Here is a 25,986-nt window from a genome sequence, read left to right on the forward strand (position 1 = left end):
TGGCGAGCCCACCGGCGGTTGCCATCCCACCAGGACCACCCACGTGATGCGGCAGGGTGTCCTCTTTCAGGCTGCTGCCCATGCGCAACGTTCCCAGCGCGGACGGTCGCCGCACGAGCCGCCGGATCGTGGGCGTTGACGTGGCACGAGGGTTCGCCCTGCTGGGCATGGTCGCGGTACACACGCTGCCCGCCACCGCCGACGCCGCCGGCAACCCCACGTGGACATGGAGCCTCTTCGGAGGCAACGCGGCTGCCTTGTTCGCCGTCCTGGCGGGTGTCAGTCTCGCGTTCCTGACCGGCGGTCGAACGCCACGACGAGGCCGGGACGCCGCCCGGTCACGCGTCTCGCTGGCCGTGCGTGCGCTGCTGCTGTTCGGTGTGGGGTTGTCGCTGAATTTCTTGGAGATCCCGGCTTACAACATCCTGATCTACTACGGCTTGATGTTCCTGTTGGCCATCCCGTTCACCCTGATGTCCATCCGGTGGTTGCTGATCTCCGCGTTCACGTTCGCGGTGGCTTCACCGTTCCTCATGCAATGGTCGCTGGAGCGCATCCCGGCCCACGTGCATGCGAATCCGAACGCCATCGACCTGGTGAACGCACCGATCACCGTGCTCTCCGAGCTGTTCCTGACCGGCACGTATCCCGCGTTGCCCTGGATGACGTTCATCTGTCTGGGCATGGCATTGGGTCGCATGCCGTTGACGCGTGATCGGATCCAGGTGCTGTTAGTCGTCATCGGTGCGGTGGTCGCAGTGGTCGGCAAGGGCATTTCACTGCTCATGCTCTACCGCTTCGACCTGGAGTACGCGCTGATCGAGGCCACGCCGTGGATGACCAGCGACGACGTGTGGACCGCCCAGGTCTACGGCCCCGACCCGCAGCTACCCACCACCACATGGCAGTGGTTGTTGCTCTCGGGCCCGCACACCAACACGCCATTGGCTCTGATCGGTGCTGCGGGAATGGCCATGGTGGCTCTGGGCGTGTTCCTGATCGCGAGTCGAGCGATTGGCCGCTGGTTCACTCCGTTGGCCGCGATGGGGTCCATGACGTTGACGCTCTACGCGTCTCACCTGGTGTTCCTCACGTTCGTGGATGTCAGTTCCATGCCGTGGTTCTGGTACCTCGTGCAGATCGCGGTTGCGGCCCTCGTGGCCACCGCCTGGCAGCAGGCGCTGGGCAATGGACCACTGGAACGCCTGGTGACCAGGGCGTCCAAGGCCGTGGGCCTGGCAGTCGTGCGGAATCCGCAGGGATCCTAGCGATCCTTGGCCGGGTCCGCCGTCGGCTCGAGGGTCCCCAGCGGATCCTCGAGCCAGGCGACGGCCGCGTGTAAATGAGAACCGCGCCGGGTGCGCACTCCCGTGACGATCAGGTCGTCGGAGTGTCGCACCCGGTTCGCCGTTCCCACTTCGATCGACGACGGGTCGGTGGACAGGCCCGTGCCCCGGACCTTGAGAAGTGCTTCGAGCCGGACCCAGGCCTCGGTCACCGCGCGAGCGCGACGTCGTTCGGGCTCCCTCAAGAGGCGTGCCTGGTCCGCGGGGTGCAGCACCCGCACGAGCGATTCGGCTTGGTCCGCACTCTGCCGACTTTCCAGGTCCACGCCAACGGGGCGATTCGCCATGACGATCGCAATGTGTCCGGGCGTTCGTGCCAGCGAGTAGTGGACGTAACCATCGGAATTGTGTCCGGCGCGGCCCGGATGGTGGCGGGACCGGGAGCACCGGTGGTGGAATTCCGTGGCAGATCCACGACCTCGGGCGGACAGTCCAAGCGGAGTGCCAGGAGTCGACGTAACACCACCCGGGAGACCAAGAATTCTCGGTGCTGGATTTCGTCGTGGAGCTTACGGGCGCGAGCGAGTTCGTCCTCCGCGAGCCATCCCGTCGACGTCGAGGCCCAGTCACGCACCTCGGCCAAGGTCACCAGATACAGGTCCACATCCTGTGGCGCACCCCCCACTCGCCGACGCCGCTCGGTCCAGTCCGGCTCGGCGGGATCACCCAAGTGCACGGTCTCGTTTTTCACTGGTCGGACGACACACCGCTCGCGTCGGGTTCCCGCAGGGCAGCGTGCAGCAGCTCGGCCTGATCGAAGATCGCGTGATGGCCACCCTGCAAGCGGAGAGTTTTCACCGGCCCGTGGGTGTATCGATTCCAGAACTCGACGTCATGCGCGGGTGCCGTGGTGTCTCCGTCCGCGGCCACTGTCAGCAGGGGCGTGTTCAGCATGGGCGCCTCTCGGTCATGACCGAGGGATGCGGTCAGATCGGCTCGTAGGGGGTCCAGCACCATGGAACGCATTCCCGGGTCTTCCAGCAGTTCCGCGGGAGTGCCACCCAGGTCCACGAGCCAATCGATCAGCGACTGTTCGTCGTGAAGTGCTGCGGCCAACTCCGGGCTCGGATCCGGTGGCGGAACCTTGGCGGAGACCACCACACGGCGAACGCGTCCCGGGCGTCCATGTTCCATACGGGCCACGAACTCGGCGGCCAGCAGGCACCGAAGGAGTGCCCGAGAATATCGGTGGGCAGATCGTCGGCATCCAGTACTGGTAGTAGCACCTCGACGGCTTCGTCCAACACCTCAGCCACGGAAGTCAAGACCGGTTCCGCCATGCGCGCCTCACGCCCGGGCCTTCGATGGGCGAGGACTTCGACGTCGTCGGCGGCCAGTGACCGCCCCGTCAACCCGCCCGCACCAGCGTGGGGAAAGAAGACGAGACGGCGCTGCGGATGACCGCCGGGAGTTACCCAGCGGGCCAGAACGTTGTGGGTAGCCATACTCGGCACGCTAGCACCGCCCCGAACTAAATACACCGGGATGACCGAGACCCTTCCGGGGGATCCAGGGCGCGTTCAGCGGCGCGGAAGGATCACGATCAGCGGTCGGGATGAGCCGTCAACGAGGAGTATGCGTGTGTCAGGAGTCCGTTCAATCCACCGTCTCGCATGGCACGGCGCTGTCGTTCGGCCCCGGTTCCGTGCGACAGCATGCGCTCCAGGCCTCGCTGCACCACTGACTGGTCTTCGGGTCCTTCGAAGTAGGGCTGGAGCCGCTCCAGTGTTTCGCGGACCAGGTCGTCCGCGGGCTTCTGAGTTCCCGTGGCGGGATCCATGAGGGAACCCGACAGACCGAATTTCGCGGACTGCCACACGGCGATTTCCAACACTTCGGGTTGAATGTGCGCAACCACCGGGGCGTCCAGGGCCATGCGGGACAGAGCGCGGATGAACAGGGCGATGACCACAGCGTCGTTGGCTTCGAGCTGTACGTCGCACGCTCTGATCTCTATGGTGCCGTGAGCAAACGAGATGCGTGTGAGCCACGCGAGGGTGCTGGGGCTCTCGACCACATCGAAGTGTAGGAGGGCATCCAGCCGGGCCTGGTAGTCGGCCAGGTTATCGAACTGCGGTGGAATGCCGTTGGCCATCCAGCGTCGGTAGTGAATGGACCGCCACGAGGCGAATCCGCTGTCGGAACCGCGCCACATGGGTGAATTGGCACCCAAAGCGACCACGAGCGGCAGCCAGGGGCGCAGACCATTGAGGACTCGAACGCCGTCCTCCAGGGAGTCCAACCCGATATGCACGTGCATGCCGTTGAGGTATTGATCGGCGGCGATGGCCGGGGTCATCCCCGCCAACTGGTGATAGCGCTCGCCGGGGGTGACCTGGGCGGCCGCCAACGCGATGTCGGGCGCGGTACCCGTGGCGGCGGCGTCATAGCCCATGGAACCGGCGACCGAGGCGAGCTCGCGGCGGAAGCTCAACAGGGAGTCCAGAGCAGTGGCGGGGTCACTGTAAACGGGGGAGGTGTGCTCGAGTTGGCACGTGAGCCATTCCGGCGTGGCCTTGCCGCCGCCGGCGGTGATACCCAGCAATGCTTCCGCCTGCTGCGGCGCGGGTGTTGCGGGCAACCGGGTCCCGCGATCGATCAGGAGGAATTCCTCCTCGATACCAAATGTGGTCACGACTTGTAGCCCCACAATCTCCCGATAGCGGCTCAACAACGGATGAAGGATCGATCCACATTCTAGCGCCTGGCTATCAGTCGACTGATGGAATATTACTCCGCGACACGCTCGTGACCCCGCGGGTCTCGACAATCGAGGCGCGGTGGGGCAACGTCGGGGACACCCGGTTCACTGCCGTCCCGAGGCATGCACTTTCCATCGGAAGGATCGGTACCCGCAGATGCGCATCTCCGAAAATCTGCCCAATCTGTTCACCGCCACTCGACTCGTAGCCACCGTTCCACTGGTGCGTCGCATTCGTGGCGGGCAGACCGGGCCGGGAACCGCGGTGGGCGTTGCCACGTGGGCGGCCACGGACTGGATCGACGGTACCTTGGCCCGGCGCATGCACTGGGAATCCACGATCGGCAAGGCACTGGATCCCCTCGCGGATCGCGCGGGGATCTCTGCCATTGCGTGGAGCCTCGCGAAAGTGGGGGAGTTGCCCCGGCGCGTTCCTATCACGGTGTTGATCATGGACCTCGCCACCGGAGTGCTGACGTCCAAAGCCGCCTACCGTGGGCAACTCAAGGTTTCCTACCTGGGAAAGGTCCGGAGCGCGATCTTGTTCGTTGCCTTGGTGACGGCCGCTGCGGGTCCCCGGCGACGTGGCCGCTTGGGACGGCTTACGCACGCGCTGGCCGATCTCGGAGCGGTGCTGCACGTTGTGGCCGGTATCAGTTACATCCGTGCGGCACATCTGGCAGTCGCTCGCACCGTCGCCATTGACTCGATATCACAAGGGGTCATACTTGTAAATAGGGATTCATCTCGGGTCCCACCAGCCCTCTGGAGGGCATCATGACCAAAGCAGCCATCACACTCACCACTGGCCTCGAGGACGCGGAGAAGGTGACGGTGGCTTTCCTGGTCGCCGTCGGTGCCGCAGAATCCGGCCGAGACACACTCATTTTCCTGACCAAAGAATCGGTCCGCTTGGCCGTCACCGGTTTCACCAAGGGCACCGCCTGCGAAGGTGCCCACCACTGCCCGACCTCATGGATCGTTTCGCCCACGCCGGCGGGCACTACATCGCGTGCGGGATCTGCGTGAAAGCCAAGGGCGTTGATCCGGATTCACTCGTCGACAACGCAGAAGTCGCCGGAACCGTCCAACTGTGGGAATGGATCGGAGATGATTGCACTGCCACGTTCAGTTTCTGAGCGGATTGTTCCTGTGGAGTCCCGCCCCGCGATCTGCGGTGCGGGACTCGTCCGTTGAGGGGGCACCTACGCTTGATGCATGGGCGCGTGGGAAACCGAAACGGGTGTAGTGAAGCTGCCGGATGGGCGAGTTGTGCGCGGGACCGGAGTGCGGCGTCGTCGGGGTGGGGTAGAGGCACCAGAATTCGCGGTGTACCTGCTGGGGAAGGACCCCCGCATCGAGACCTGGCCCAATCGCTGGGTGAAGTGGCCCGAATTCCGCACACCCGCCCACACCCTCGATGCCCTCGCGGCACTGCGCGAAGCCCACGAACGGGCGTTGACCGAGCGCGTGGAGATCGCGTGCGGCGGGGGAGTCGGCCGCACGGGAACGGCTATCGCGCTGCTCGCCGTCATGAGCGGGGTGGCCGCCGACGACGCTCTGGCATGGGTCCGCGCGCACTATCACCCGCGTGCCGTGGAGACTCGCGGTCAGAAGCGATGGCTCAGGGATGCCGCGAGGTCGGTGCACAGCGGATGAATGGTCTTGCTCGACGCCTACTCCTGGCGCTACCGATCCTCACCTCGGCGCTGGTCATCGCCTGGCTGCTGTCTCCCCGCTTCATGGATGGCCTGATCTGTGTCCTCGTGACCGTGATCGGAGCTGCGCGGAGCCTGTTGCGTCGCGATTCATGGACCCGCGCGGACGACCTGACCACGCTGCGGCTCGGATTCATCGTGATCGTCACGGCGTTGTTTCTGACCGATGACGGTCAGGGATTCACCTGGACCGCCGTGGTGCTGGGCGGGGCGGCCCTGGCCATGGACGGCCTGGACGGGAAGATTGCCCGTGGCGCCGGCAGTACCCGCGCCGGTGGTCTGTACGACGAGACCGTGGACGCGCTGTTCATCCTCATTCTGTCCGTGGGACTCGTTCCCCTGTGGGGTCCCTGGTGTTTGATCCCGGGGCTGATGTACTACGCGTTCCATCTGATGGGTGCGTTCCGGCCGACTTGGCGGAGACAGCTTCCGAAATCTCTGAGCCGCAGGGTCATTGCGGCAGCCCAGGGCATTCTCCTGCTCGCTGCCGGTACGCCGATTGCGGTGGCTATCCCGGCCTTCGGGGTGCTGTGCGTGGCCGCCGCGGTGGTGTCGGTGCTGTATTCGTTCGGGCGGGACATCGTGTGGCTGGAGCGCCACGCCGCTCTGTCGGGTGACTGAGTCGAACTGCGACACTGCCGCGCCCGTGAATTATCCCGTGGCCCGTCCGGCAGCGTGCTGACCATAGACTGAATCGCATGCATCAGCCAGAACAGGATCACGCTCTTCTGCTCGAGTCACGGACCGTGCTGCCGACCGATCACGGAGTCTTCACCACGTGCGCCTACACCTTTGGGGACGTCACACATGTGGCCATGCTGATGGGGGATCCGGCACAGGCCGAGGCGCCCATCGTGCGGATGCACAGTGAATGCCTCACCGGCGACACCCTCGGCTCGCACCGCTGCGACTGTGGCGACCAGTTGGAGGCTGCGCTGCAGGCCATCGCCGCCGAGGGCACGGGCATCCTGTTGTACCTGCGAGGTCATGAGGGTCGTGGCATCGGGTTGGCGGCCAAGCTCCGCGCGTACGCCCTACAGGATGAGGGCATGGACACGGTGGATGCCAACAGGGCGCTGGGTCTGCCGGATGATGCCCGGGATTACACCGCGGCCGCAGAAATGCTGCGACACCTGGGGAGCCCCACGGTCCGTTTGTTGTCCTCCAACCCGGCCAAGGCGGAGGCGCTCACCAGCCTGGGTATTACTGTGGCGGACCGCGTGGTGCTGCCGGTGCTGGACCGGCCCGAGAACTCTCATTACTTGCAGACCAAGCGGCAGCGTATGCGCCATGATCCACTGGCGGGTCGCGTGGCAGTGGAAGAAGACACCTTCCCCGTGTACCGAACCTTGGCTGAGCATTCGGAGGTCATCGCACAGCTGGCTCAGAGCGCGGACGGTTTCATCGCGGCTCGTGGCGGGGACGCGGAATTCGTGTCCGGCGAGGCGGATCGCACCCACCTGCATCATCTCCGTGCGGCCGTGGAGGCGGTGCTCGTGGGAGCCACCACGGTCACCCGGGACAACCCACAGCTCACGGTCCGAGCGGTCGAGGGCGAGAATCCCGTGCGCGTTCTACTGGACCCTCGCGCCCGGATTCCGGTGACCAGCCGCGTGCTGCAGTCCCCGGATGCTCGGACGTTGTGGCTGGTCGGCCAGGACGCGGAGGTCCCAACCGAGGTCGGCGAGCATGTGGAGGTCGTTCGGCTTCCCGAGGGCACGACCCAAACCTCCGGCGAACAAGTATCGGGCGGGAAGGACGGCCCCGCGGGCACCTCGGTGGACCCGGCGGCAGTCTTGCGCGTGGTGCGTGAACACGTGAGCGGTTCGATCTTGGTCGAGGGCGGCGGCAAATCGGTCTCCGCCTTCCTGTCCGCCGGGTTGCTGGATCGGTTGTTCCTGACCGTGGCACCCGTATTGATCGGAGACGGTGTGCCCGGTGTGCGCTTCGAAGGGTCGGCCGTGATGGGTGAGGCGCTGCGCGCACCGTTCCGCCGCTACACGTTCGAGGACGATGTCTGCACCGAATTCGTGCTCAGCGAGGCAGCGAGAGAGCACGACGCCACGTACCCCAGGCCAGGACAGCGGCACCAGGGAGCGTAGATACCACGGCGAGCAGGCCGTACCCGATGGCGGCGGTCACCGCCTGATCCGCGGGAGCTCCCAAGCAGGGGCCAGCGCACCGACCGAGAACTCTCGAACTCCCCAGCCTCCGACTCCCACCGGAACACTCATGGACGCCAATCCCACGGTCGCAACCGGTGCATGAACCGGCCCGCCCAATTGGGCCATGGCCAGCAGGAACAGCGCAATGAGGGTGACCACGCTCAGCGCCGAGGAACTCCACACGATGACGTGGTCACGGGCCGGCACCCCGCGCAGGCACACGATCGCAGCGGCGAAAAACACCGTGGCGGCAACCGCGGCGACAACGGCCACCGACCGAAGCGCTCCGCCCGTCTCGGCGCTCACCGCCAGCACGATGGCCGTGGCCATGAACAGACAAGCGGTGGCGCTGAGCCGTTCTGCACCCACGGCCAGCAGGGGAGACCACCAACGCCGTCGCCCCCGATTGCGGTACACGGCAACCCGGGCGGCATCCCCACCCAGTCCGCCGGGTAGGAGCATGTTGCCGAAAGCTGAGGCGTAGCAGTCAGCCCAGGCCCGGCGGAAACCGAGCGTGATCTGCTGCTGTGACGCCAAGACCTTCCAGCGGATCGCCTGGGTCAGAGCCACGATCAATCCGGCGAGCAGCGCCGCGGCAATGGTCAGTGGGGAAAACACCTGACCACCGGCCAACAGTGCCTGGGTCCCGACTGCGCGCGCTGTCAGCCACAGCAGCACAACGGTGACCGCGATCATCGCGGCCCGCCGCACCCAGGGTTTCTTCACGGGACTATTCGCCGCGGCGGGCGTCCACGAGCACGTCGAGATGGTCCACGGTCACGTTCAGATTCTCTGCAATCTGCCTGTTCCTGGTCTCCAACCAGTCCATGGCCTCAGCCTCGGAATCCGGCTCGGCTTCGATGATGGCCGCCACTCGTTCGGTCAGAAACCGACGGATGAACTCCGCATCTTGAGGCCCACTCAACTGCCAGGGACTGTTGCCGCGGGTCGCAGGACCCCACGTTCTCGTGCGGTACGCAGCATGACGTGGCCGCCGTCCGCACCGAGTTTGCCGTCCCATCGCTGGTGGTCGGCGAAGGCCTGGGCGAGCCACTCATCCCGCGGGTCGGGCGGGGTCAGGTGCCAGTCCGCGGTGATGCTCAACAAGAACAATCCCAGACCTTGGTAGGTGTCCAGCGTGGTCAGGATGGCATCCACATCGTCCTGGGTGAGCACGTCCAACACTGCGCTGCAGGTGAGCAGCAGGGTGCCCGGCGCGGGATGCTCCGGTAGGTGTTCACCCAGGGCAGTTGGCAGCTCAGACAACCGGGTCACGATGGTGTCGGCCTCCCCGACATGCTGCGTTGCGATCTCCAGCGACGGCTCATGAGCATCCACGAGCAGCCACTGAATAGTGCGACCGGGTAGCCGAGGCGTCAGATGCTCGCGGAACCAGGCCGCTGACTTTCCGGTGCCGGCCCCGAGATCCACAATCGTCAGCCGACTCTGCCCGCTGGGGTCCGTGTCCAGCAAGGCCTTCGCGGCACGGTCCAGTAGGGGCAGGGACTGTTGTCGAGCGGCGTCGTCGAAAGGAACGCGAGCTTCGAGCCAATCCTGGGCGGCTCCGATCATGTCGGGTTCCTTTCGGTTGCGAGGTCGGCTGCGGCGGGGGCTTCACACGAAGCCACAGCGGCGAGCACCGTGCGGGCGGTGTCTCCCCAGGTGCGTAGCCCTGGTCGAAGCCTCGCGGCCTCATCGCGCAATGACCCGCGGTGCTCAGCGTCCTTCAGCCACTGTGTCAGCGCGGCAACCCACTGTTCTTCCACCAGGGGAAGGGCCAAGCCTGCCGCGAGCGCTTCTTCAGCTCCCGTCCCCGCGGAGACCAGTGCGGGGATCGCTGCGGACGCCGCCTCCGTGACGACCATCCCGTAGGTCTCGCGGTGCGAGGGCAACAGCAGAAGATCCGACGCGGCCAAGAGGGCGTCGACGGCCTGTGAATCCAATTCACCGGCCATGGTCACGGTTCCTGACGGCAGCTCCGCGCACGCACGGCGCAAGTGCTCCGCATATTCCGGATCGGTCGGGGGACCGGCAAACGTGCAGTGGCACCCGTCCACACCCGTCTCCGCGAGTGCGACCAGCACGCGCGCGAGGAACAGCTGATTCTTGTTCTCCTCCACGGCACCGATACACACCAGGCGGGAGCCGGTCTCGGTGCCGCGGCCGGTTCGCGCTTCGTCACGCCGGGTGCGGCCGCGGTGGCGTCCACGCCGTACAGACTGCGCACTTGATCGGTCGCATGGCTGCTGGTCGTGACGACGGCGCTCGCGGCCGTCAGATTCGCGCGCTCGCGGTCCCGCGCGGCCGGGTTGGCGACGGCCAGGGGAGCGTGGACGAGTTGGATGAGCGGTACTGCAAGATCGAGTGGTTCCTTCAGACTGCAGCCGATCAGACCGTCCACGATGACCGGCTCATCGAACTGTGCGGCAAGGTGACGCAGCGCGGCGTCGTCCTGGGCGGACGGATCCGGCCACGCCCCGGGAAGGGCGTGTCGCGTGATGGCACCGTCTGCGGCGTCGGCCACGGCGCGGTTGTAGCGGAGGCCGCCGCTGACGCGTCCGAGATCCGGCTCGATCAGTATGGTCACGGCGTCCGGGGACTGTGTAGGCGACCTTGGCGCGGGGGTTCTCAGTAAGAGTCACGGTGATTCCGACATCCGGTTGATCGCTCAGGGAGTCCGCGAGCCGCTGACCGATGTAGTGCGCGGCGGCCTCGGTGGTGGAGAGCTTGCCGGCGAAGGCGGGGTGCTCGTCCAGGTTCGCGTAGCGCAGCGGGGACAGTGCCTCGTCGAGCATCTCCATGGCCTGGCCGATGTCCAGGACCACCGCGTGCTCGTCCAGCTCGGCGCGGGTGAACGTGGCCTCCACCGTGAGGGTGGCGCCGTGCATTCCCTGGGCCGGGCCGAAGAATTCGTCGGGCAGGCTGTGGGCGATCATCACGTGGTCGTTGACGGTGAGGCTGTACATGGTTCTCCTGCTCGGGTGGATGGGGCTGGTCTGTGCGTGGGTGTCTACGGGGCGTCAGTAGGTCAGTACGTGGCAGAGGGTGGTGCGGGCCAGGTCGGTGTCTCCGGTGATCGCGTCCATCACCCGGGGCAGGTCTTGGCGGGGAGATTCGCCAGTGAGTAGCGCGTCGAAACGATCATCGCGCAGGGCACGGAGCGCGGTCTGGAGCCGCTGGGCGCGAGTGCGGCGCGCTCGCCGTCCCTCAGCGACCTGACCCACCTGGCTGGCCACGATGGACAGTCGACGGGCGTGGAAATCGGCGCCCAACGGGACCGTGGGAGCGCGGGAACCGAACCACGAGGCCTCGACCACCGTGCCGTCGTCGCCGGTGATCTCCAGGCGCGTGCCAGACCAGGTTCGGTGCCGGAGGTGTGAATGACGATGTCGTTGTCCGAGGATGCCTCGCTTGGATCTACGGCGGTGAGGCCCAGAGTTTCTAGAAGGCGACGGCGGTCAGGATTGGTTTCGAGTACTTCAAGGCGGTCCAGCGCCATGCCGGAGGCGAGCAGCGCGGTGGCTGTGCCGATCATGCCCGCACCGATCACGGCGACCCGGTCCGCGATGCGCGGCGGCTCTTGCCAGAGGATGTTGAGTCCGGTTTCGGCCGCGCCGGCGAGTAGTGCGCGGTGGTCGGGAACGTGGTCCGGTATGCGTTGCACATCCTCCGTGGTGACCACGTGGTGCGTGTGGTGAGGCAGCAGGCCGAATACCCGCGCGCCGAGCCAGTCGGCGGGGCCTTCATCGACCACTCCCACGCCCAGATAGCCGTAGGACACGGGGAAGGGGAAGTCACCCAGCTGTTGCGGGGCCCTCATGAGGTGCGCGATGGTCTCGGGGATCTTTCCGGTGTGGACCAGGGTCTCCGTGCCACGGGAAACCGCCGTTGCCACGGAACGAACCCTCAGTTCACCCGCGGCGACGTCAGCGTGGGGTTCGAGCACCTCCCGCCACGTGCCCTTGCCTGCCGATTCCGTCCAGTACTGCCAGCCCATGGATTCCACCCTATCTTTAGGGGATAGGACCCCGTCCACGCGTGACGACTGATGATGGCGAAGGTGAGGACTAATGCTGAGACATGGGAAAACACTAAACCGTATTACTCAAGAGTAAGTTGAAGAGTTTCCTAAGGCACACGCTGGCCCTCCCTCAAGCGTCACCAACTATGGGGTAGCGTGACCAGGGTCCGGTCCGGAATGATTGCTTTTGAATACTTTGGGTTGAAGATCTGAGCAGTCTCAGTGACGTGGCGCATAACTGTATGGGTTGAGGGTTGAACGGCCGCTGAGGCATGAGTGCAACGACTCAGCTTGTCCTGACATGGGGGTGTCCTTTTTGGCAATAGATTCGACATTGAACGGCGACTGGTCCATCGACCCGTCGCACTCGCGTTTCGGGTTTTCCACCCGCCACGCGATGGTGACTCGTGTGCGCGGTGCTTTCAACGAGGTTGAAGGCCACGCTCACCTGGACACCGACAACTGGGACAATTCCACGGTGGAGGTCCGGCTCAAGGTCCAGAGCGTGGACACCCGCAACAATCAGCGTGATCAGCACTTGCGCAGCTCTGACTTCTTCGACGCGGAGAACCACCCGGAGATCGTCTTCAAGTCCACCGGTTTGGACGAGGTGGACGAGTCGCAGTTCATCATTTCGGGCGACCTGACCATCCGAGGCATCACACGCCCCATCACCATCCCCATGGAGCTCCTGGGCATCGACACCGATCCCACCGGTGGTCTGCGCGCAGGCCTCGAAGGCGGGCGCCGCATCGACCGCAAGGACTGGGGCGTTTCCTGGAACACCCCCTTGGACTCCGGTGGAGTCCTGGTCAGTGACAAGATCAGCCTGGAATTCGAGCTGTCACTGATCAAGGATCAGTAATTCCGCAAGACTTCTCGCTGGGAGCTCCTCGTCCGAACGGGCGAGGAGCTTCTTGCATATCCGGGGCTGATCCAGGTCCGCGACGCATGAACGAGTGAACTAGCCTGGATCGAGTGATCCAGTGGCTCGAGCGACATCAAGTTGCGCTGTATGTGGCGTCCATCGCCGGTGCCGTGATCGTGGGTCTGACAGTGCCCGCGATTGCCGCTCCTGCGGAGTCTCTGATCAACCCGTCCTCGCGCTGCTGCTCTATGCGACCTTCCTGGGTATCCCGTTCACCCGGCTGGGTGCCGTATTGCGGGACTGGAAATTCCTGCGGTCCACGCTGTGGCTCAATTTCGTACTGGCGCCGGTGGTGGTGTTCGAGCTGTCGCGTTTTGTCACCCATGATCAGGCCTTGCTCGCCGGAGTTCTCCTGGTACTGCTGTGCCCGTGCGTGGACTACGTCATGGTCTTCACGGGCCTGGCCGGTGGCGCCCACGACCGTCTCCTTGCAGCCTCGCCCGTTCTCATGCTCGTGCAGATGCTGCTCCTGCCGGTCTACTTGTGGTTGATGGCCGGTGCGGATGTGGTCTCGGTCGTGGAGATCGAACCGTTCGTCGAGGCCTTCGTTCTGCTGATCGTGCTGCCGCTCGCAGCCGCAATTCTGACTCAACTGGCAGCACGCACTCGCGTCGGCCGTGTTCTGGAGGCCAGTGCCATGGCCGCGATGGTGCCGCTCATGATGCTCACGCTCGCCGTGGTGGTCGCTTCCCAAATCGCCGGGGTCGGCGCGCAGCTAGCAGCCCTGCTGGTGGTGATCCCGCTGTTTGTCGCGTTCGCGCTCATCATGTTCGGTTTGGGCCAGTGGGTGGGACGGCGCGGCGGGTACGACGTCGCCGCGAGACGCGCGCTCGTTTTCTCCGGTGTCACGCGCAATTCCCTGGTGATTCTGCCCTTGGCTCTTGCGCTGCCCGCGGCCATGGGGCTTGCGCCGTTGGTCGTGGTCACGCAGACCCTGGTGGAACTGCTGGTCATGGTGACCATGGTTCGAGTGGTGCCCAGACTCATCCGTTCCTGAGTAGCGGTATCCAGCGGAGCAATTCGGGTCGTGTGAGCTGGGGGATCGACACCGACATTTTCCCTGAATTTTCCGAACCACCTCTTGACGCACCCAAAAAGTGAATCTAGATTCACTAGTAATGAATACAGATTCACTCACTCAAGTTTCCGGTGCCGAACCCGTCGAGGCGGCCCGCGACGCAAGGACGCGAGCGCGGCGTCGTCAATTGCTGGCGGCCGCCGTGAAGGTGCTGCAGGGCAAGGGCAGCGAGCAGATGTCCATGCAGAGCGTCGCGCAGGAGGCTGGCGTGAGCGTGGGCCTGATCTACCGGTACTTCGCGAGCAAGGAGGAAGTGCTGCGCAGCGTGATCGTGGGGGTGCTCGAGGACATCGAGGCTCGTGTACCCGCGGCGATTCTCGCGGCGGGTGCTGATCCGGTCGATCGAGTGGCCGCCGGATTCGACGCCTATTGCCGCGTGATCGCCGAGAACAGCGAGGCCGCCGTGATCACCTACCGCGAGAGCAGCAGGCTGTCGGCCGAGAACCGGAAGGTCATCAAGGACCTGGAAATGGCCTCCGTGAAACCCCTGAGCCAAGCAACGCAGGACGCTGTGGACGCCGGTCTGTTCGCCCCCGTGGACGTGGATCTGTTCGCCTACAACCTGGTGCTCCTCGCCCACGGCTGGGCCCTGAAGTCTTGGTACTTCCAACCCCAGCACACCGTGGACAGCTACATCTCCGGCCAACTGGCGCTCGTCCTGTCCGCCGCGCTGGCCCCCGAACATCACACCGAGTACTCCCGCTACCTCACCGCGAAAGAGGACTGAAACATGACCGCAGAAACCGCCGCACCCGCAACTCCCGAGTTCGAGGACATCCGCTACGAGATCGACGGCCCCACCGCCGTGATCACCATGAACCGGCCGCAGCGCTACAACGCGTTCCGCGCGCAGACCGTGCACGAGTTGATCACGGCGTTCCGCCTGGCCTGGGCAGACCGCAAGGTGCAAGCCGTGATCCTCACCGGCGCGGGGGAGAAGGCGTTCTGCACCGGCGGTGACGTCAAGCAGCGCGCCGAAACCGGTGACTACGGACCGTCCCCGTCGGGCATGTTCGAGATCGGCAACCTGCACAAGACCATCCGGGACATTCCCAAGCCCGTGATCGCCGCGGTCAACGGCCTGGCGATCGGCGGCGGTCACGTGCTGCACGTGATCTGCGACCTGACGATCGCGTCATCCACCGCCCGGTTCGGACAGTCCGGCCCCAAGGTGGGCTCGTTCGACGCCGGCTTCGGTTCCGCCTACCTGGCCCGCGTGGTGGGGGAGAAGCGCGCCCGCGAGATCTGGTACCTGTGCCGCCAGTACGACGCCGCCACCGCCGAACGCTGGGGACTGGTCAACACCGTGGTGGAACCGGATCAGCTGTTGGACGAGGCCAAGTCCTGGGCGGCAGAAATCGCGGAGAAGTCACCCACGGCGCTGCGCTTCCTCAAACAGTCCTTCAACGCGGACACCGACCACCAAGCGGGACTGTCCAACCTGGCGATGTCCGGACTGGACCTGTTCACCGAATCCCCGGAGGGCCAGGAGGGCGCGGCAGCCTTCGCTGAGAAGCGCATGCCCGACTTCAACAGCCACGTGATCAGCCATTGATCCTCGCCGCCTCGGGGATGACCGCGGCGCCCAGCGCCACCGCCCCACGAAACACAGCCGTACGTCAGACACAGGAGTCCGAACCATGGAGATGACCCTCAGCCCGGCCCAGGAAGAATTGGTGGCCGCCGCCGGCGGTCTCCAGGAGAAACTGGCCGCCGGGTACCGCGAGCGCGAAACCGTTCGACGGATCGAACCGGAACTACGCCGTGAAATCGGCGCGCTGGGTCTGATCGGACCGGAGCTGCCGTCCGAGTACGGTGGCCGTGACCTGCCGCGATTGACCTCCGGGTTGATCGTGGAACAGATCGCCCGCGGGGATTTCAACGTGGGATACCTGCAGGTCGTGGGCTCACTGGTGGGTCAGATCCTGGCCAGCAATGCCACCCCGGAAACCGCCCGGAAGTACGTTCCGCGCATCACGAGCGGCGAGGGCATCGTGGGAATCGGACTGTCCGAACCGGAAGCCGGCTCGGACGCCGGCAATCCGAAGATGACCGCTCGCAAGGACGGCGACTCCTGGGTCATCAACGGCGTGAAGTCCATGTCCTTCGCAACCCAGGCGGAAGCACCGTGATTTTCGCCCGCACGGATCCCGACGCCGGTCGCGGCCGCGGCATCAGCGCGTTCGTCATTGACCTGGACAGCCCCGGCGTGCGGATCGAACCGGTCGAGGACACCGGCACCCGGGCCGTGGAACGTGGTTTGATCCACTGCGAGGGTGTGCGCGTACCCGCCGCACACCTGTTGGGCAACGAGGGTGCCGGTTTCACCCAGGTGATGCAGGGCTTCGACTTCTCCCGTGCGCTCATCGGCTTGCAATGCCTGGGCACCGCGGAGGTCACGGTCGAGGAAACCTGGGATTATGTGAGTCACCGCGAGGCCTTCGACCAACCCCTCTCCAAGTTCCAGGCGTCTCTTTCCCGCTCGCGGAAGCGGAAACCCAGCTCACCGCCGCGCGGCTCTTGTGCTTGCGGACCCTCCACCTGAAGGACACGGGGCAGAACCACACCAAGGAAGCCGCCATGTGTAAGTGGTGGGCCCCCAAGGTCGCCCACGATGCCATCACCCAGTGCCTGTTGCTGCACGGCCAGTTCGGTTACCGCACGGACAAGCCCATTGAACAGCGCATGCGTGACGTGCTCGGTCTCCAGATCGGGGACGGCACCGCTCAGATCATGAAGCTCATCATCGCCCGTCAATCCGCCGGCCGACAGTTCGCCCCGTAAACCGGGCCCCACCGATTCGCACCGAGGAAAGGACCTCACACCATGACCGCTCAGACTTCAGAATCCACTGCCACCCGCGTGGCCATCGTGACCGGCGCCGGCCAGGGGATCGGCGCGGCCATCGCCGAGCGCCTCGCCCAGGACGGGCTGCGCGTGGTCATCGCCGATCTCAACGAAGAGACGGCCACCGCCACCGCCGACCGCATCGGCGACCAGGCCATGGGGGTGCGCGCCGATATCACCAGCCCCGACGACGTCGCCGCCCTCGTCTCGCACGTGCTCGACACCTGGGGCAGCATCGACGTGCTCGTCAACAACGCGGGCTGGGACAAGGTCGGCCCGTTCCTGGACAGCACCCCCGAGACCTGGGAACGCATCATCTGCATCAACCTGATGGGCACCCTGACCATGAGTCACGCCGTGATGAGTGTGATGAAGGAACAGGCTCGGGCACCGTGATCAACATCGGTTCCGACGCCGCCCGCGTGGGGTCCACGGGCGAGGCCGTCTATTCCGCGTGCAAGGGCGGGCTGGTCGCGTTCTCCAAGACGATGGCGCGCGAGCTCGCCCGCTACGGGGTGACGGTCAACGCCGTGTGCCCCGGGCCTGCCGACACGCCCCTGTTCGAGGAGATCGGCAAGGACAACCCCAAGCTGCGCGAATCCCTGGAACGTGCGATCCCGCTGCGTCGCCTGGCCCAGCCCGAGGACCTCGCCAACGCCGTGGCCTTCATGGCCTCCCCGCAGTCCAACTACATCACCGGCCAGACGCTGTCCGTCAGCGGCGGCCTCACCATGATCTGACGCTGCGGACAACCCCCGCGGCAGCCACCGCGAACCGTCTCAGCGTGCAAAGGAGCACCCGTCATGACCACGTATGAAACTCTCCTGACCCAGGACATCATCGACCACAACACCCAGGCCGGCTACTGGAATGGTCAGATCCTCACCGACCATCTGGACCGGGCCGTGGAACGCGACCCGAACGCCGTCGCCTCCGTGGACTCACGCGGATCACTGACCTACGGCGAACTCGCCCAGCAGGTCGAGCGCACCGCGCACGGCCTCATCCAACTGGGCCTGGGCCGCGGCGACGTGATCTCGTTGCAGCTGCCCAACTGGAAGGAATGGGTGGTCCTGCACCTGGCCGCCGTGCGCATCGGCGCGGTCACCAACCGCTCATCCCCATTTACCGCGACCGCGAGATCTCCTTCATGATGGAACGGGCCAACACCCGGATCCTGGTGGTGCCCGACTCGTTCCGCGGTTACGACCACCTGGCGCTGGCCCGGCGCATGGTGGGCGGCCAGGAGAATCCTGCGCGCGTGATGGTGCTTGCCCAGGACCCCGCCAACCCGCCCGCGCTCGAAGAGGGCGAGATCGCGTGGGACGAGTTCATCGCCACCGACTGGGCCTCCAAGGGTTCCCCGGAGGAACTGGCCGAGCGTCGTCCCGATGCCAATGATGTGGCCCTGCTGATGTTCACTTCCGGGACCACCGGGCGACCCAAGGGCGTGATGCACACGCACAACAGTGTGTGCGCCGCCGGTCTGCCCTGGCCGGACCGCATGGGCATGGATCACCAGGACGTGATCCACATGGCCTCGACCTTCGGTCACCTCACCGGCTACCTGTTCGGGGTGGAACTGCCCATCCTGCTCGGAGCCAAGGGCGTGTTCCAGGACGTGTGGAACAAGGAGAAATTCGTGGAACTGATCGCCGAACACGGCATCACCCACACCTCCGGCGCCACCCCGTTCCTGCACGACCTGCTGGACGCGTCCAACCTGGCCGACCATGACGTCTCGTCCCTGCAACGGTTCTGCTGCATGGGCGCACCGATCCCGCGCGTGCTGCTGCGCAACGCCCGCGAAGAAGTGCCCGGACTGTCCGTGCTGGGCGGTTGGGGTCAGACCGAGTGTGCGCTGTCCACGTGTGGTCACCCGAGTGACCCGGTCGAGAAGATCACCACCACCGACGGCCGGCCCGTGCGCGGCATCGAGGTGCGGATCACCGACCTGGACGGTAGCTCCTTGCCGGCAGGCTCCGAAGGCAAGCTCTGGGTGCGTGGCCCCTCCCTGTTCGTGGGGTACATGGACCAGTTGGACAAGACCCGCGAGGACTTCGACGGCGAATGGTTCGACACCGGCGACCTGGCCACACTCGACGAAGACGGCTACCTCACCATCGCCGGGCGCTCCAAGGACCTGATCATCCGCGGCGGCGAAAACATCCCGGTCGCCTATCTGGAGAACGTGCTGCACGAGCACCCGGATATCGCCTCCGTGGCGATCGTGGGCGCGCCGCACGCACGCCTCCAGGAGATCGCGTGCGCGGCCGTGGTGATGAACGACGGCGCCGCGCCCCTGACGCTCGAGGCCGTCCGGACCTACCTGGACGAGAAGGGCGTGGCCAAGTCCTATTGGCCCGAACGCGTGGAGATCATGGATGACTTCCCGCGCACCCCGTCCGGCAAGATCCAGAAGTACCACCTGCGCGATCGCTTCACGGAGGACACCGCATGAGCACCGAACTTCTCACCACCGATCTCACCGACGGGCTGTTGACCATCACGATCACCCGTCCCGAGGTGCGTAATGCCCTCAACGCGGACGTGCTGGCCGAGATCGGCGAGGTCCTCGACCACGCCGAATCCGACGACTCCGTGCAGGGCATCATCTTCACCGGGGCGGGGGAGAAGGCCTTCATCGCGGGCGCGGACATCTCCGGTCTGGTCAATTACACGGCACTGGACGGGTTGAACGCGTCCATGCAGAAGCTCTACGACCGCATCGAGAACTTTCCGCGTCCGACCCTCGCTGCGATCAACGGGTACGCACTGGGCGGCGGCTGCGAACTGGCCATGGCGTGCGATCTGCGGATCGCGTCCACCAACGCCCAGATCGGCCTGCCCGAGACGGCCCTCGGGGTATTGCCCGGAGCCGGCGGCACCCAACGCTTGACCCGGCTGGTGGGGCGGGGCCGCGCCGTCGACATGATTCTCTCCGGACGGTTCGTTCTTGCCGACGAAGCTCTGCAGATGGGGCTGGTCACGCGCGTGGTGGCCCCGGAGGAATTGCTCGGCACAGCGCGGGAGATTCTGGACGGGATCGCGGCGCGCGGTCCGCTCGCGATTCGACTGGCTAAGCTCGTGATCAGACACGGTGCGGATGCCGATCAGGCGACCGGCCAGATCATCGAACGCCTCGCGCAGTCGTTGCTGTACCAGAGCGAGGACAAGGCGGAGGGTGCCGGGGCGTTCCTGGAGAAACGCACACCGCGGTTCACCGGCCAGTAAGGGGCACAGACATGAGCTTGGGTCAGCACGTGGGTCAGAAGATTCTGGTGGTCGGAGCCGGAGGCATCGGTAGCGCCACGGTCGAACACCTGGTCACCGAGGACGCGCGTGTGGTCGTCGCGGGCAGGAACGTCCGCATGGATGGACCTTTCGACGATCCCACAGACGAACTGGGCATCGTGCTGGGCCACCTCACCGTGGACATCACCGACGAGGGCGCCGTGGAGTGGGCCGTCACCCGCGCCGCGGAAATCCTCGGCGGCCTGGACGCCTGGTGGTCACGGCGGGTCACCGCCACGAACTCGCACCCTTGCACGAAACCCAGGCCGGGTGGGCCCGGGAGATCATCGAAACCGAGTTGATCGGCGTGATGTCCCTGGTCCGCCATTCCCTGCCCTTCATTCGCAATGCAGGAAACAAGGGGCGGCGCGCTGGCATCGTGGTGGTTGCGTCGGACAGCGCCAAGGCCGGCTCAATGGGTGACGCGGCGTCGTCGGCGGCCGCTCGGGAGTGCTGGGCATGGTCAAGTCGGTGGCGCGCGAGAACGCGACCGTGCCGCTGACCGTTAACGCCGTGTGCCCGGGTCCCACCGACACCGAGATGTACCGTCAGGCCGCCGAAGCCGAGGGGATGACCGGCAAGGTGTTCTCCGGGATGGCTAAGGGCATTCCGGCCCGCAGGCTGGGCCAGCCCGCGGAGATCGCTGCGACCGTTGCCTTCCTGCTCAGCGAAGGTTCCGCCTACATCACCGGACAAGCCCTGTCCGTGAGCGGTGGATTGACCATGTGACTATCAGCATTCCGGGCATCGATCGGGTTGCCGGACGCTCGCTGAAGCGCGTTGTTCGCGTCACACAGCGACGCACTGGGCCACCCGGAAAAAATCTCGCTCGCACACCTTCTTTACTGGCATGCACTGTGCTAATTTCACCTTGTTCAGGTTAGGCTCACCTAACCTCATAAGTGGAAGACAGTCGGATGTTCCAGACATTTCTGATCGGTCTGCGTGAAGGCCTCGAAGCCGCGCTGATCGTCGCGATCCTCATCGGATACCTCAAGCGCACCGGCCAGCGGTACGCCGTTCGTCGATTGTGGATCGGCATTGCCGTGGCCATCGCCATTTCGCTGGCCTTCGGCGCACTCCTGACCTTCGGGCCCTCCACGCTGACGTTCGAAGCTCAGGAAATCATTGGCGGAACCCTGTCGATCGTGGCCGTCGGGTTCGTGACGTGGATGATCTTCTGGATGGCAAGCGCCTCCCGCGGCCTGAAACGAGAACTGGAATCCCGGGCGGATGTCGCCTGAAAGGCTCCGCAGTGGGGCTGATCCTGCTGGGTGCCTTCGCCGTGGGCCGCGAGGGCCTGGAAACAGCCCTGTTCCTGTGGGCCGCCACGCGTGCCAATGCCGGCGGTGGGATCTTCGTTCCGACGCTCGCCGCGCTCGGGGGCATTCTGGTGGCCATCGCCCTGGCTTGGCTGATTACGCGCGGTCTGCTCAAGCTCAACCTCTCCACGTTCTTCCGCTGGACCGGCGGGTTCCTGGTCCTCATCGCCGCAGGCGTCCTGGCGTACGGATTCCATGACCTGCAAGAAGCGGGCGTGCTACCCGGCTTGAACTCCCTGGCCTTCGACGTGTCCGAACAGATCCCGCCCACCAGTTGGTACGGCGTGCTCCTCAAGGGCGTCTTCAACTTCTCACCGGCCACCACATGGCTCGAGTTCGGCGTGTGGTGGGCCTACGTGCTCACGGTCATGCCGCTGTTCATCGCCCGCTCCCGCTCGGCCAAGAGAAAGCCGACGACGCCGCCGGCGGCCTCTTCCGCTCCGGTCGCGAGTTCCTCGGCCTCCGCCTGAAACCTCATTTCTTGTACTTGCCTGATGCACCCGATACCGGGGCACCGAATTTCTAAGGACCATCCATGCGCTCTGTTTCCACCCGCCTTCCCGCCGCCGTCACCGCCGTGGGTCTGTTGTTCACGTTGGCCGCGTGCCAACCCAACGATCAGGGTGGTGAGAACGGCGCGATTGCCGTGTCGAGCACCGACGACCAGTGCGACGTCGGCGTGGGAGAAGCACCCGCGGGAACCCTGCGGTTCGACGTGACCAACGACGGCTCCAAGGTGACCGAGTTCTACCTGCTCGGTGACGACGGGCTGCGCATCGTGGGCGAGGTGGAGAACATCGCACCCGGTCTCAATCGCACGCTGACCGTGTCCGCTCCGCAGGGCAAATACTTCACGGCGTGCAAGCCGGGCATGGTCGGTGACGGTATCCGCAACGAATTCACCGTGACCGAAGGTGAGGGCGGCACCGAGGTCAACGCCGAGGATTCGCAGCTCAAGGACCAGGCGACCACGCAGTACACGGCCTATGTCAAGGATCAGACCGAGCAGCTGATGACGGGCACCGAGGAGTTCGCCAAGGCGTATACGGACGGGGACGATCAGAAGGCGCGGGAGATGTACGCGCCCGTACGCATGCACTGGGAGCGCGTGGAACCCGTGGCCGAGTCCTTCGGTGATCTGGACCCCAAGCTCGATCTGCGCGAAGCGGACCTGGAAGAAGGTCAGGAATGGACCGGCTGGCACCGGATCGAGAAGGACCTGTGGCGGCCCCAGGACGGTTACGCGGCCATGAGTCAGGCCGACCGCCAGAAGTACGCCGATCAGCTGGTGGCCGATACTCGGGTGCTTTATGACCGCACCCGCGATATGTCTTTCACCGCGGACCAGCTCTCCAACGGTGCCAAGGAACTGCTCGACGAGGTGGCCACGGGCAAGGTCACCGGTGAAGAGGAAATCTGGTCCCACACGGACCTGTGGGACTTCCAGGCCAACGTGGACGGCGCGCGCATCGCGTACGAGAACCTGTCCCCGCTGCTTGAGAAGCGCGACGCCGAACTGAACAGCACACTGGAGACCCGTTTCACTGACCTGCAGAAACTGCTGGATCAGCACAAGAAGGGCGACGGCTTCGTCTACTACGACGAGCTGAGCCAGGATCAGATCAAGGAACTCTCGGACGCCGTGAACGCGCTGTCCGAACCGTTGTCCATGGTGACGGAAAAGGTCGTCGAATAACCCATGAACCCACGCGCAGAACAGCACGAACCGCTTCCGAACCTGGTGCGGGGAATCAATCGGACCCATCCGGTCAACCGGACCAGAAGGGTGCGAGGAAGGGTGTCAGCCGTCGAGCCTGTTCGGTACCGGTGCCGGTGCCGTAGCGGTGGGTGCCGGCCTCGGCTGGTTCGGTCGACCCGCGGCCGCAGCGATCCAGGATGCGGTGAACGGGGAGGCGCACAGCGACGTCGTCGATTTTTTCGGCGAGCACCAGGCCGGGATCGTGACCGCCGCGCAGGACCGGTTGTGCTTTGCCGCGCTCAACGTGCTCACCGAAGACCGCGCCGAGCTCGTGGAGCTGCTGACCCGGTGGACCGCCGCGTGCGCGCGCATCACCCAGGGTCTGGATGTCACCGATACCGGTTTCGACGGCGGCTCCCAGTACGCTCCGCCGCAGGACACGGGGGAGGCCCACGACCTGTCTGCGGGACACCTGACGGTGACGATCGGATTTGGGCGCTCGCTGTTCGAGGACAAGGACGGCAAAGACCGTTTCGGCTTGCGGGACCGGATGCCCGAGGCCTTGATCGACTTGCCGCATTTCCCGGGTGACACCCTGGATCCCGCGCGGACCGGGGGAGACCTCTGCATCCAGGCGTGCGCCGATGACCCGCAGGTGGCCGTCCACGCAGTGCACAACCTGGTGCGCATGGGCTTCGGAATCGTGTCCACGCGGTGGATGCAACTGGGGTTCGGGCGGACCTCGTCCACGTCGAAGAGTCAGAACACCCCGCGCAACCTGTTCGGTTTCAAGGACGGCACGGCCAATCTGAAGGCCGAGGACCCGGAGCTGCTCAACGATCACCTGTGGGTCCGCGAGGGCTCCTGGATGGACGGCGGCACCTACTTGGTGGCCCGTCGCATCCGCATGATCATGGAGACCTGGGACCGGGAATCACTGATGGGCCAGGAGAACATCATCGGCCGCACCAAGGGCACGGGTGCGCCGCTGTCCGGCGGCGAGGAGTTCACCGCGCCGGACTTCGGGATGCAGGGTTCCGGGAATCAACCGATCATCCCCAAGGACTCCCACGTGCGCTTGGCTCATCCGGAGACCAACAACGGTGTGCAGATGCTGCGCCGCGGTTACAACTACGCGGACGGCACGGACCGGTTGGGGAATATGGATGCGGGGCTGTTCTTCATCGCCATGGTCAACGACCCCCGCACCGGCTACGTCCCGATTCAGAACAAACTGGCCCGTCAGGACGCGCTGAGCGAGTACCTGCGCCACACCGGTTCCGGGCTGTTCGCCGTGCCGCCCGGGATTCCGAACGAGCCCGGGACGTACGTGGGACAGCAGTTGTTCGAGGGGTGAACGAGTGTCTAACCCTCAAGCCAGCTATAAAAGTCGGCACGTGAACGTGCGGCGGGGAAAGGTGGCTGATGCCTGCGATATTTCGCGAGTACATGGACATACGACCACAGCGTGTCTTCGTCGATGAACTGAACCCTGCACGCAACCCGAAGAAGCTCCCACGTCGTGATGCGTCGAAGGTATGCAAAATTGATCAGGACGGTGTTGTCCGGGAAAAACAGGGTCGCCATGGTGAGCCGCGACCTGGTTAGAGTCCGAGGAGATCGGATAGCTCTGCTGAACCGAGCGCAGGCGAGCGCTGTGGTTCATCGACTTCCAAGGTTTCCGCATCGACATCGAGCATCCACGCCAATCCGGCTTTCACCACCAGTCCCTGGGAAATGAGATCTAGATGGGCGTCCTTGAGCAGTGTGGGGAATCGGCGCTGGGAGGCATCCGTCATTCGCTGTGTCATGGGTGTGCCGTCTCCGAAGCCCATCCAATGACGCCGCAGGAGACTAGGAGTACTGGTTCCCAGGAGTGACTCCGTTGCGGGGGAAAGCTGCAGCTCGAGCCTGGACAACCGATTGGAGAGTGCCTCGGTGGACACCCCAAAGGCCCAGAGCCGTTCCGCAAGTTCCGGGGCGGAAACAGACTCCCAGTCCAGCCCGCGGATTTCGGCTTCCGGAAGCAGAAGCTCTGCGGCGAATGCGTTGGCCTGTACTTCAGCCGTGCGACGTGAGTTTTCACTTCGACTCAAATCACCGTGTCTAAGTACCAGATGCCCGAGCTCATGAGCCAAGGACCAGTTGTCCCGGAACCACTGTCCGGAAGTGCCGAGCACAATCACCGCGCGGTCATTGACGGTGAAGGAATACGCGGTTGAGAGTCCGGTTAGGCGCACGATGTCGATATCCATGGACTCGAGGCGCGCGGCAAACGGCTGAACGAATTCAGGACCGAGCCGCTGTCGTGTCTCCGCAACGTTGGCTGGCAATTGCGTTGTTGGTAAATGTGCAGGTTCGGCCTGCCGGTACAGCTGGACGACGTCCTGCAGATCCTGTCGGTCTGTGTCCTCGCCGGGAACGGATCGGCGCCCAGTAGCGTGATCGTAGCTGTGGCGCGCAGCAATGAGCACATCACGGGGATTGGGTTCACCCGTGATCAGAAAGTGGATGTCCACGTGGAGGAGGTCAGCGAGCCGAGCCAGTTCCAAGGCCGCGAAACCACGGTGGCCCTTGAGGGCACGGGAAAAAGCATCGGGTGTCATGCCGATGTCCTGTGCAATCTCCTTGCGTGTCCGATCTGCGGGTAGTGCAGCCGCAACGCGTTCGCCGATGTCCGTTCCCATACCTCAAGAATACTCAGAATTGGGAAAATCCCAAGCGCCCGATGGGCTCTTGGGATTTTCCAGAGAAGACATCAATCAACCTCGGAACTTCGCTCCCGTGTGGTCCCCGCGCAAACGGGGTCCGGCCCCGCCGAAGACCTCGCGGGCCGTGCGGGAGGTGGCGGAAGCGGCGTCGTCGGC

At 65.1% G+C, this 25,986-nt stretch carries 27 protein-coding genes and 4 pseudogenes; 21 read left to right on the forward strand and 10 right to left on the reverse strand.

The window, feature by feature from the left end; translation table 11 throughout:
- Positions 1-56 precede the first annotated feature (56 nt).
- Complete coding sequence (locus YO9_RS0106240; RefSeq protein WP_016996702.1) at positions 57-1,268, forward strand: heparan-alpha-glucosaminide N-acetyltransferase domain-containing protein; 1,212 nt, start codon at positions 57-59, stop codon at positions 1,266-1,268.
- On the opposite strand, the gene YO9_RS17255 is transcribed toward YO9_RS0106240, so the two are convergent.
- The 3 genes and pseudogenes from YO9_RS17255 to YO9_RS0106255 all read right to left on the reverse strand — a co-directional run bounded on the left by YO9_RS17255 (position 1,265) and on the right by YO9_RS0106255 (position 3,981).
- Positions 1,265-1,633, reverse strand: a complete 369-nt coding sequence (locus tag YO9_RS17255; protein ID WP_223286206.1) for a 4'-phosphopantetheinyl transferase superfamily protein — start codon at positions 1,631-1,633, stop codon at positions 1,265-1,267. The two genes, YO9_RS0106240 and YO9_RS17255, sit on opposite strands and share 4 nt — an antisense overlap.
- A 400-nt stretch (positions 1,634-2,033) precedes the next feature.
- A pseudogene (locus YO9_RS21440) lies at positions 2,034-2,791 on the reverse strand (thioesterase II family protein).
- Between the two features lie 98 nt (positions 2,792-2,889).
- Positions 2,890-3,981 (reverse strand): carboxylate-amine ligase, encoded by a 1,092-nt coding sequence (locus tag YO9_RS0106255; RefSeq protein WP_016996706.1) that lies wholly within the window; start codon positions 3,979-3,981, stop codon positions 2,890-2,892.
- Between the two features lie 223 nt (positions 3,982-4,204).
- Here YO9_RS0106255 and YO9_RS0106260 point away from each other — a divergent pair, with 223 nt between their 5' ends.
- From YO9_RS0106260 to ribA, 5 genes are all read left to right on the forward strand, one after another.
- Positions 4,205-4,828, forward strand: a complete 624-nt coding sequence (locus YO9_RS0106260; protein WP_016996707.1) for a CDP-alcohol phosphatidyltransferase family protein — start codon at positions 4,205-4,207, stop codon at positions 4,826-4,828.
- Positions 4,825-5,076, forward strand: coding sequence for a hypothetical protein (locus tag YO9_RS0106265; protein WP_223286208.1), 252 nt, complete (start codon positions 4,825-4,827; stop codon positions 5,074-5,076). The genes YO9_RS0106260 and YO9_RS0106265 overlap by 4 nt, the downstream gene beginning before the upstream one ends.
- 300 nt (positions 5,077-5,376) lie before the next feature.
- Positions 5,377-5,706: a protein-tyrosine phosphatase family protein gene (locus tag YO9_RS0106270; protein ID WP_016996708.1), complete on the forward strand. Its 330-nt coding sequence runs from the start codon at positions 5,377-5,379 to the stop codon at positions 5,704-5,706.
- Entirely contained in the window at positions 5,703-6,386 is a 684-nt protein-coding gene (locus tag YO9_RS0106275; RefSeq protein ID WP_016996709.1) for a CDP-alcohol phosphatidyltransferase family protein, read from the forward strand. Before YO9_RS0106270 ends, YO9_RS0106275 begins: the two co-directional genes overlap by 4 nt.
- A 77-nt stretch (positions 6,387-6,463) precedes the next feature.
- A complete protein-coding gene (ribA, locus tag YO9_RS0106280) occupies positions 6,464-7,867 on the forward strand; it encodes a GTP cyclohydrolase II (RefSeq protein ID WP_016996710.1) in 1,404 nt (467 codons plus the stop codon).
- A gap of 36 nt (positions 7,868-7,903) precedes the next feature.
- On the opposite strand, the gene YO9_RS0106285 is transcribed toward ribA, so the two are convergent.
- The 6 genes from YO9_RS0106285 to YO9_RS0106310 all read right to left on the reverse strand — a co-directional run bounded on the left by YO9_RS0106285 (position 7,904) and on the right by YO9_RS0106310 (position 11,927).
- Positions 7,904-8,656, reverse strand: coding sequence for a lysylphosphatidylglycerol synthase domain-containing protein (locus YO9_RS0106285; protein ID WP_016996711.1), 753 nt, complete (start codon positions 8,654-8,656; stop codon positions 7,904-7,906).
- Positions 8,657-8,660: 4 nt separating this feature from the next.
- Positions 8,661-8,855, reverse strand: a complete 195-nt coding sequence (locus YO9_RS17265; RefSeq protein WP_223286209.1) for a hypothetical protein — start codon at positions 8,853-8,855, stop codon at positions 8,661-8,663.
- Entirely contained in the window at positions 8,852-9,502 is a 651-nt protein-coding gene (locus tag YO9_RS0106295) for a class I SAM-dependent methyltransferase (protein WP_031272788.1), read from the reverse strand. The genes YO9_RS17265 and YO9_RS0106295 overlap by 4 nt, the downstream gene beginning before the upstream one ends.
- Complete coding sequence (locus YO9_RS0106300; protein ID WP_317259772.1) at positions 9,499-10,314, reverse strand: glycosyltransferase; 816 nt, start codon at positions 10,312-10,314, stop codon at positions 9,499-9,501. Before YO9_RS0106300 ends, YO9_RS0106295 begins: the two co-directional genes overlap by 4 nt.
- 27 nt (positions 10,315-10,341) lie before the next feature.
- Positions 10,342-10,896 (reverse strand): 6-pyruvoyl trahydropterin synthase family protein, encoded by a 555-nt coding sequence (locus tag YO9_RS0106305; protein WP_016996716.1) that lies wholly within the window; start codon positions 10,894-10,896, stop codon positions 10,342-10,344.
- A gap of 119 nt (positions 10,897-11,015) precedes the next feature.
- Positions 11,016-11,927, reverse strand: a complete 912-nt coding sequence (locus YO9_RS0106310) for an MDR/zinc-dependent alcohol dehydrogenase-like family protein (protein ID WP_223286210.1) — start codon at positions 11,925-11,927, stop codon at positions 11,016-11,018.
- A gap of 325 nt (positions 11,928-12,252) precedes the next feature.
- Here YO9_RS0106310 and YO9_RS0106315 point away from each other — a divergent pair, with 325 nt between their 5' ends.
- From YO9_RS0106315 to efeB, 15 genes and pseudogenes are all read left to right on the forward strand, one after another.
- Positions 12,253-12,816, forward strand: coding sequence for a YceI family protein (locus YO9_RS0106315; RefSeq protein WP_317259768.1), 564 nt, complete (start codon positions 12,253-12,255; stop codon positions 12,814-12,816).
- A gap of 121 nt (positions 12,817-12,937) precedes the next feature.
- On the forward strand, positions 12,938-13,876 hold the full coding sequence (locus YO9_RS0106320; protein ID WP_317259769.1) for an arsenic resistance protein: 939 nt from the start codon (positions 12,938-12,940) through the stop codon (positions 13,874-13,876).
- Between the two features lie 121 nt (positions 13,877-13,997).
- Positions 13,998-14,684: a TetR/AcrR family transcriptional regulator gene (locus tag YO9_RS0106325; RefSeq protein ID WP_031272795.1), complete on the forward strand. Its 687-nt coding sequence runs from the start codon at positions 13,998-14,000 to the stop codon at positions 14,682-14,684.
- 3 nt (positions 14,685-14,687) lie between these two features.
- Positions 14,688-15,512 carry an enoyl-CoA hydratase-related protein gene (locus YO9_RS0106330; RefSeq protein WP_016996723.1) on the forward strand — a complete coding sequence of 275 codons (825 nt, stop codon included), beginning with the start codon at positions 14,688-14,690 and terminating at the stop codon, positions 15,510-15,512.
- Positions 15,513-15,597: 85 nt separating this feature from the next.
- A complete protein-coding gene (locus YO9_RS17270) occupies positions 15,598-16,089 on the forward strand; it encodes an acyl-CoA dehydrogenase family protein (RefSeq protein ID WP_223286211.1) in 492 nt (163 codons plus the stop codon).
- A gap of 203 nt (positions 16,090-16,292) precedes the next feature.
- Positions 16,293-16,741, forward strand: a pseudogene (locus YO9_RS17275) (acyl-CoA dehydrogenase family protein).
- A 42-nt stretch (positions 16,742-16,783) separates the two neighbouring features.
- Positions 16,784-17,544 (forward strand): annotated as a pseudogene (locus YO9_RS0106340) (SDR family NAD(P)-dependent oxidoreductase).
- Between the two features lie 63 nt (positions 17,545-17,607).
- Positions 17,608-17,958: an AMP-binding protein gene (locus YO9_RS21445; RefSeq protein ID WP_396350729.1), complete on the forward strand. Its 351-nt coding sequence runs from the start codon at positions 17,608-17,610 to the stop codon at positions 17,956-17,958.
- Positions 17,955-19,265 (forward strand): AMP-binding protein, encoded by a 1,311-nt coding sequence (locus YO9_RS21450; RefSeq protein ID WP_396350730.1) that lies wholly within the window; start codon positions 17,955-17,957, stop codon positions 19,263-19,265. The genes YO9_RS21445 and YO9_RS21450 overlap by 4 nt, the downstream gene beginning before the upstream one ends.
- Positions 19,262-20,038: an enoyl-CoA hydratase/isomerase family protein gene (locus tag YO9_RS0106350; protein ID WP_016996724.1), complete on the forward strand. Its 777-nt coding sequence runs from the start codon at positions 19,262-19,264 to the stop codon at positions 20,036-20,038. Before YO9_RS21450 ends, YO9_RS0106350 begins: the two co-directional genes overlap by 4 nt.
- 11 nt (positions 20,039-20,049) lie before the next feature.
- Complete coding sequence (locus tag YO9_RS0106355) at positions 20,050-20,400, forward strand: SDR family NAD(P)-dependent oxidoreductase (protein WP_223286212.1); 351 nt, start codon at positions 20,050-20,052, stop codon at positions 20,398-20,400.
- A 148-nt stretch (positions 20,401-20,548) separates the two neighbouring features.
- Positions 20,549-20,827, forward strand: coding sequence for an SDR family NAD(P)-dependent oxidoreductase (locus tag YO9_RS17285; RefSeq protein ID WP_262925602.1), 279 nt, complete (start codon positions 20,549-20,551; stop codon positions 20,825-20,827).
- 188 nt (positions 20,828-21,015) lie between these two features.
- Positions 21,016-21,890 (forward strand): annotated as a pseudogene (gene efeU / locus YO9_RS21455) (iron uptake transporter permease EfeU).
- Between the two features lie 65 nt (positions 21,891-21,955).
- Entirely contained in the window at positions 21,956-23,116 is a 1,161-nt protein-coding gene (gene efeO, locus YO9_RS0106370) for an iron uptake system protein EfeO (protein ID WP_016996726.1), read from the forward strand.
- A gap of 118 nt (positions 23,117-23,234) precedes the next feature.
- Positions 23,235-24,476, forward strand: a complete 1,242-nt coding sequence (gene efeB, locus YO9_RS0106375; protein WP_317259773.1) for an iron uptake transporter deferrochelatase/peroxidase subunit — start codon at positions 23,235-23,237, stop codon at positions 24,474-24,476.
- A 247-nt stretch (positions 24,477-24,723) separates the two neighbouring features.
- On the opposite strand, the gene YO9_RS0106380 is transcribed toward efeB, so the two are convergent.
- The gene (locus YO9_RS0106380; protein WP_016996729.1) at positions 24,724-25,806 is read right to left on the reverse strand and encodes an ImmA/IrrE family metallo-endopeptidase; all 1,083 of its coding nucleotides are present in this window, start codon (positions 25,804-25,806) and stop codon (positions 24,724-24,726) included.
- Positions 25,807-25,986 lie beyond the last annotated feature (180 nt).

The organism is Kocuria atrinae C3-8 (genome assembly GCF_000286355.1).
Taxonomy (GTDB): domain Bacteria; phylum Actinomycetota; class Actinomycetes; order Actinomycetales; family Micrococcaceae; genus Kocuria; species Kocuria atrinae_A.

Coding starts and splice junctions, on each gene's coding strand:
- YO9_RS17255 (WP_223286206.1), bottom strand. CDS start 1,633: ATGGCGAATCGCCCCGTTGGCGTGGACCTGGAAAGTCGGCAGAGTGCG.
- YO9_RS0106260 (WP_016996707.1), top strand. CDS start 4,205: ATGCGCATCTCCGAAAATCTGCCCAATCTGTTCACCGCCACTCGACTC.
- YO9_RS0106265 (WP_223286208.1), top strand. CDS start 4,825: ATGACCAAAGCAGCCATCACACTCACCACTGGCCTCGAGGACGCGGAG.
- YO9_RS0106275 (WP_016996709.1), top strand. CDS start 5,703: ATGAATGGTCTTGCTCGACGCCTACTCCTGGCGCTACCGATCCTCACC.
- ribA (WP_016996710.1), top strand. CDS start 6,464: ATGCATCAGCCAGAACAGGATCACGCTCTTCTGCTCGAGTCACGGACC.
- YO9_RS0106295 (WP_031272788.1), bottom strand. CDS start 9,502: ATGATCGGAGCCGCCCAGGATTGGCTCGAAGCTCGCGTTCCTTTCGAC.
- YO9_RS0106305 (WP_016996716.1), bottom strand. CDS start 10,896: ATGTACAGCCTCACCGTCAACGACCACGTGATGATCGCCCACAGCCTG.
- YO9_RS0106310 (WP_223286210.1), bottom strand. CDS start 11,927: ATGGGCTGGCAGTACTGGACGGAATCGGCAGGCAAGGGCACGTGGCGG.
- YO9_RS0106315 (WP_317259768.1), top strand. CDS start 12,253: ATGGGGGTGTCCTTTTTGGCAATAGATTCGACATTGAACGGCGACTGG.
- YO9_RS0106325 (WP_031272795.1), top strand. CDS start 13,998: ATGAATACAGATTCACTCACTCAAGTTTCCGGTGCCGAACCCGTCGAG.
- YO9_RS0106330 (WP_016996723.1), top strand. CDS start 14,688: ATGACCGCAGAAACCGCCGCACCCGCAACTCCCGAGTTCGAGGACATC.
- YO9_RS17270 (WP_223286211.1), top strand. CDS start 15,598: ATGGAGATGACCCTCAGCCCGGCCCAGGAAGAATTGGTGGCCGCCGCC.
- YO9_RS21445 (WP_396350729.1), top strand. CDS start 17,608: ATGACCACGTATGAAACTCTCCTGACCCAGGACATCATCGACCACAAC.
- YO9_RS21450 (WP_396350730.1), top strand. CDS start 17,955: ATGATGGAACGGGCCAACACCCGGATCCTGGTGGTGCCCGACTCGTTC.
- YO9_RS0106350 (WP_016996724.1), top strand. CDS start 19,262: ATGAGCACCGAACTTCTCACCACCGATCTCACCGACGGGCTGTTGACC.
- YO9_RS0106355 (WP_223286212.1), top strand. CDS start 20,050: ATGAGCTTGGGTCAGCACGTGGGTCAGAAGATTCTGGTGGTCGGAGCC.
- efeO (WP_016996726.1), top strand. CDS start 21,956: ATGCGCTCTGTTTCCACCCGCCTTCCCGCCGCCGTCACCGCCGTGGGT.
- YO9_RS0106380 (WP_016996729.1), bottom strand. CDS start 25,806: ATGGGAACGGACATCGGCGAACGCGTTGCGGCTGCACTACCCGCAGAT.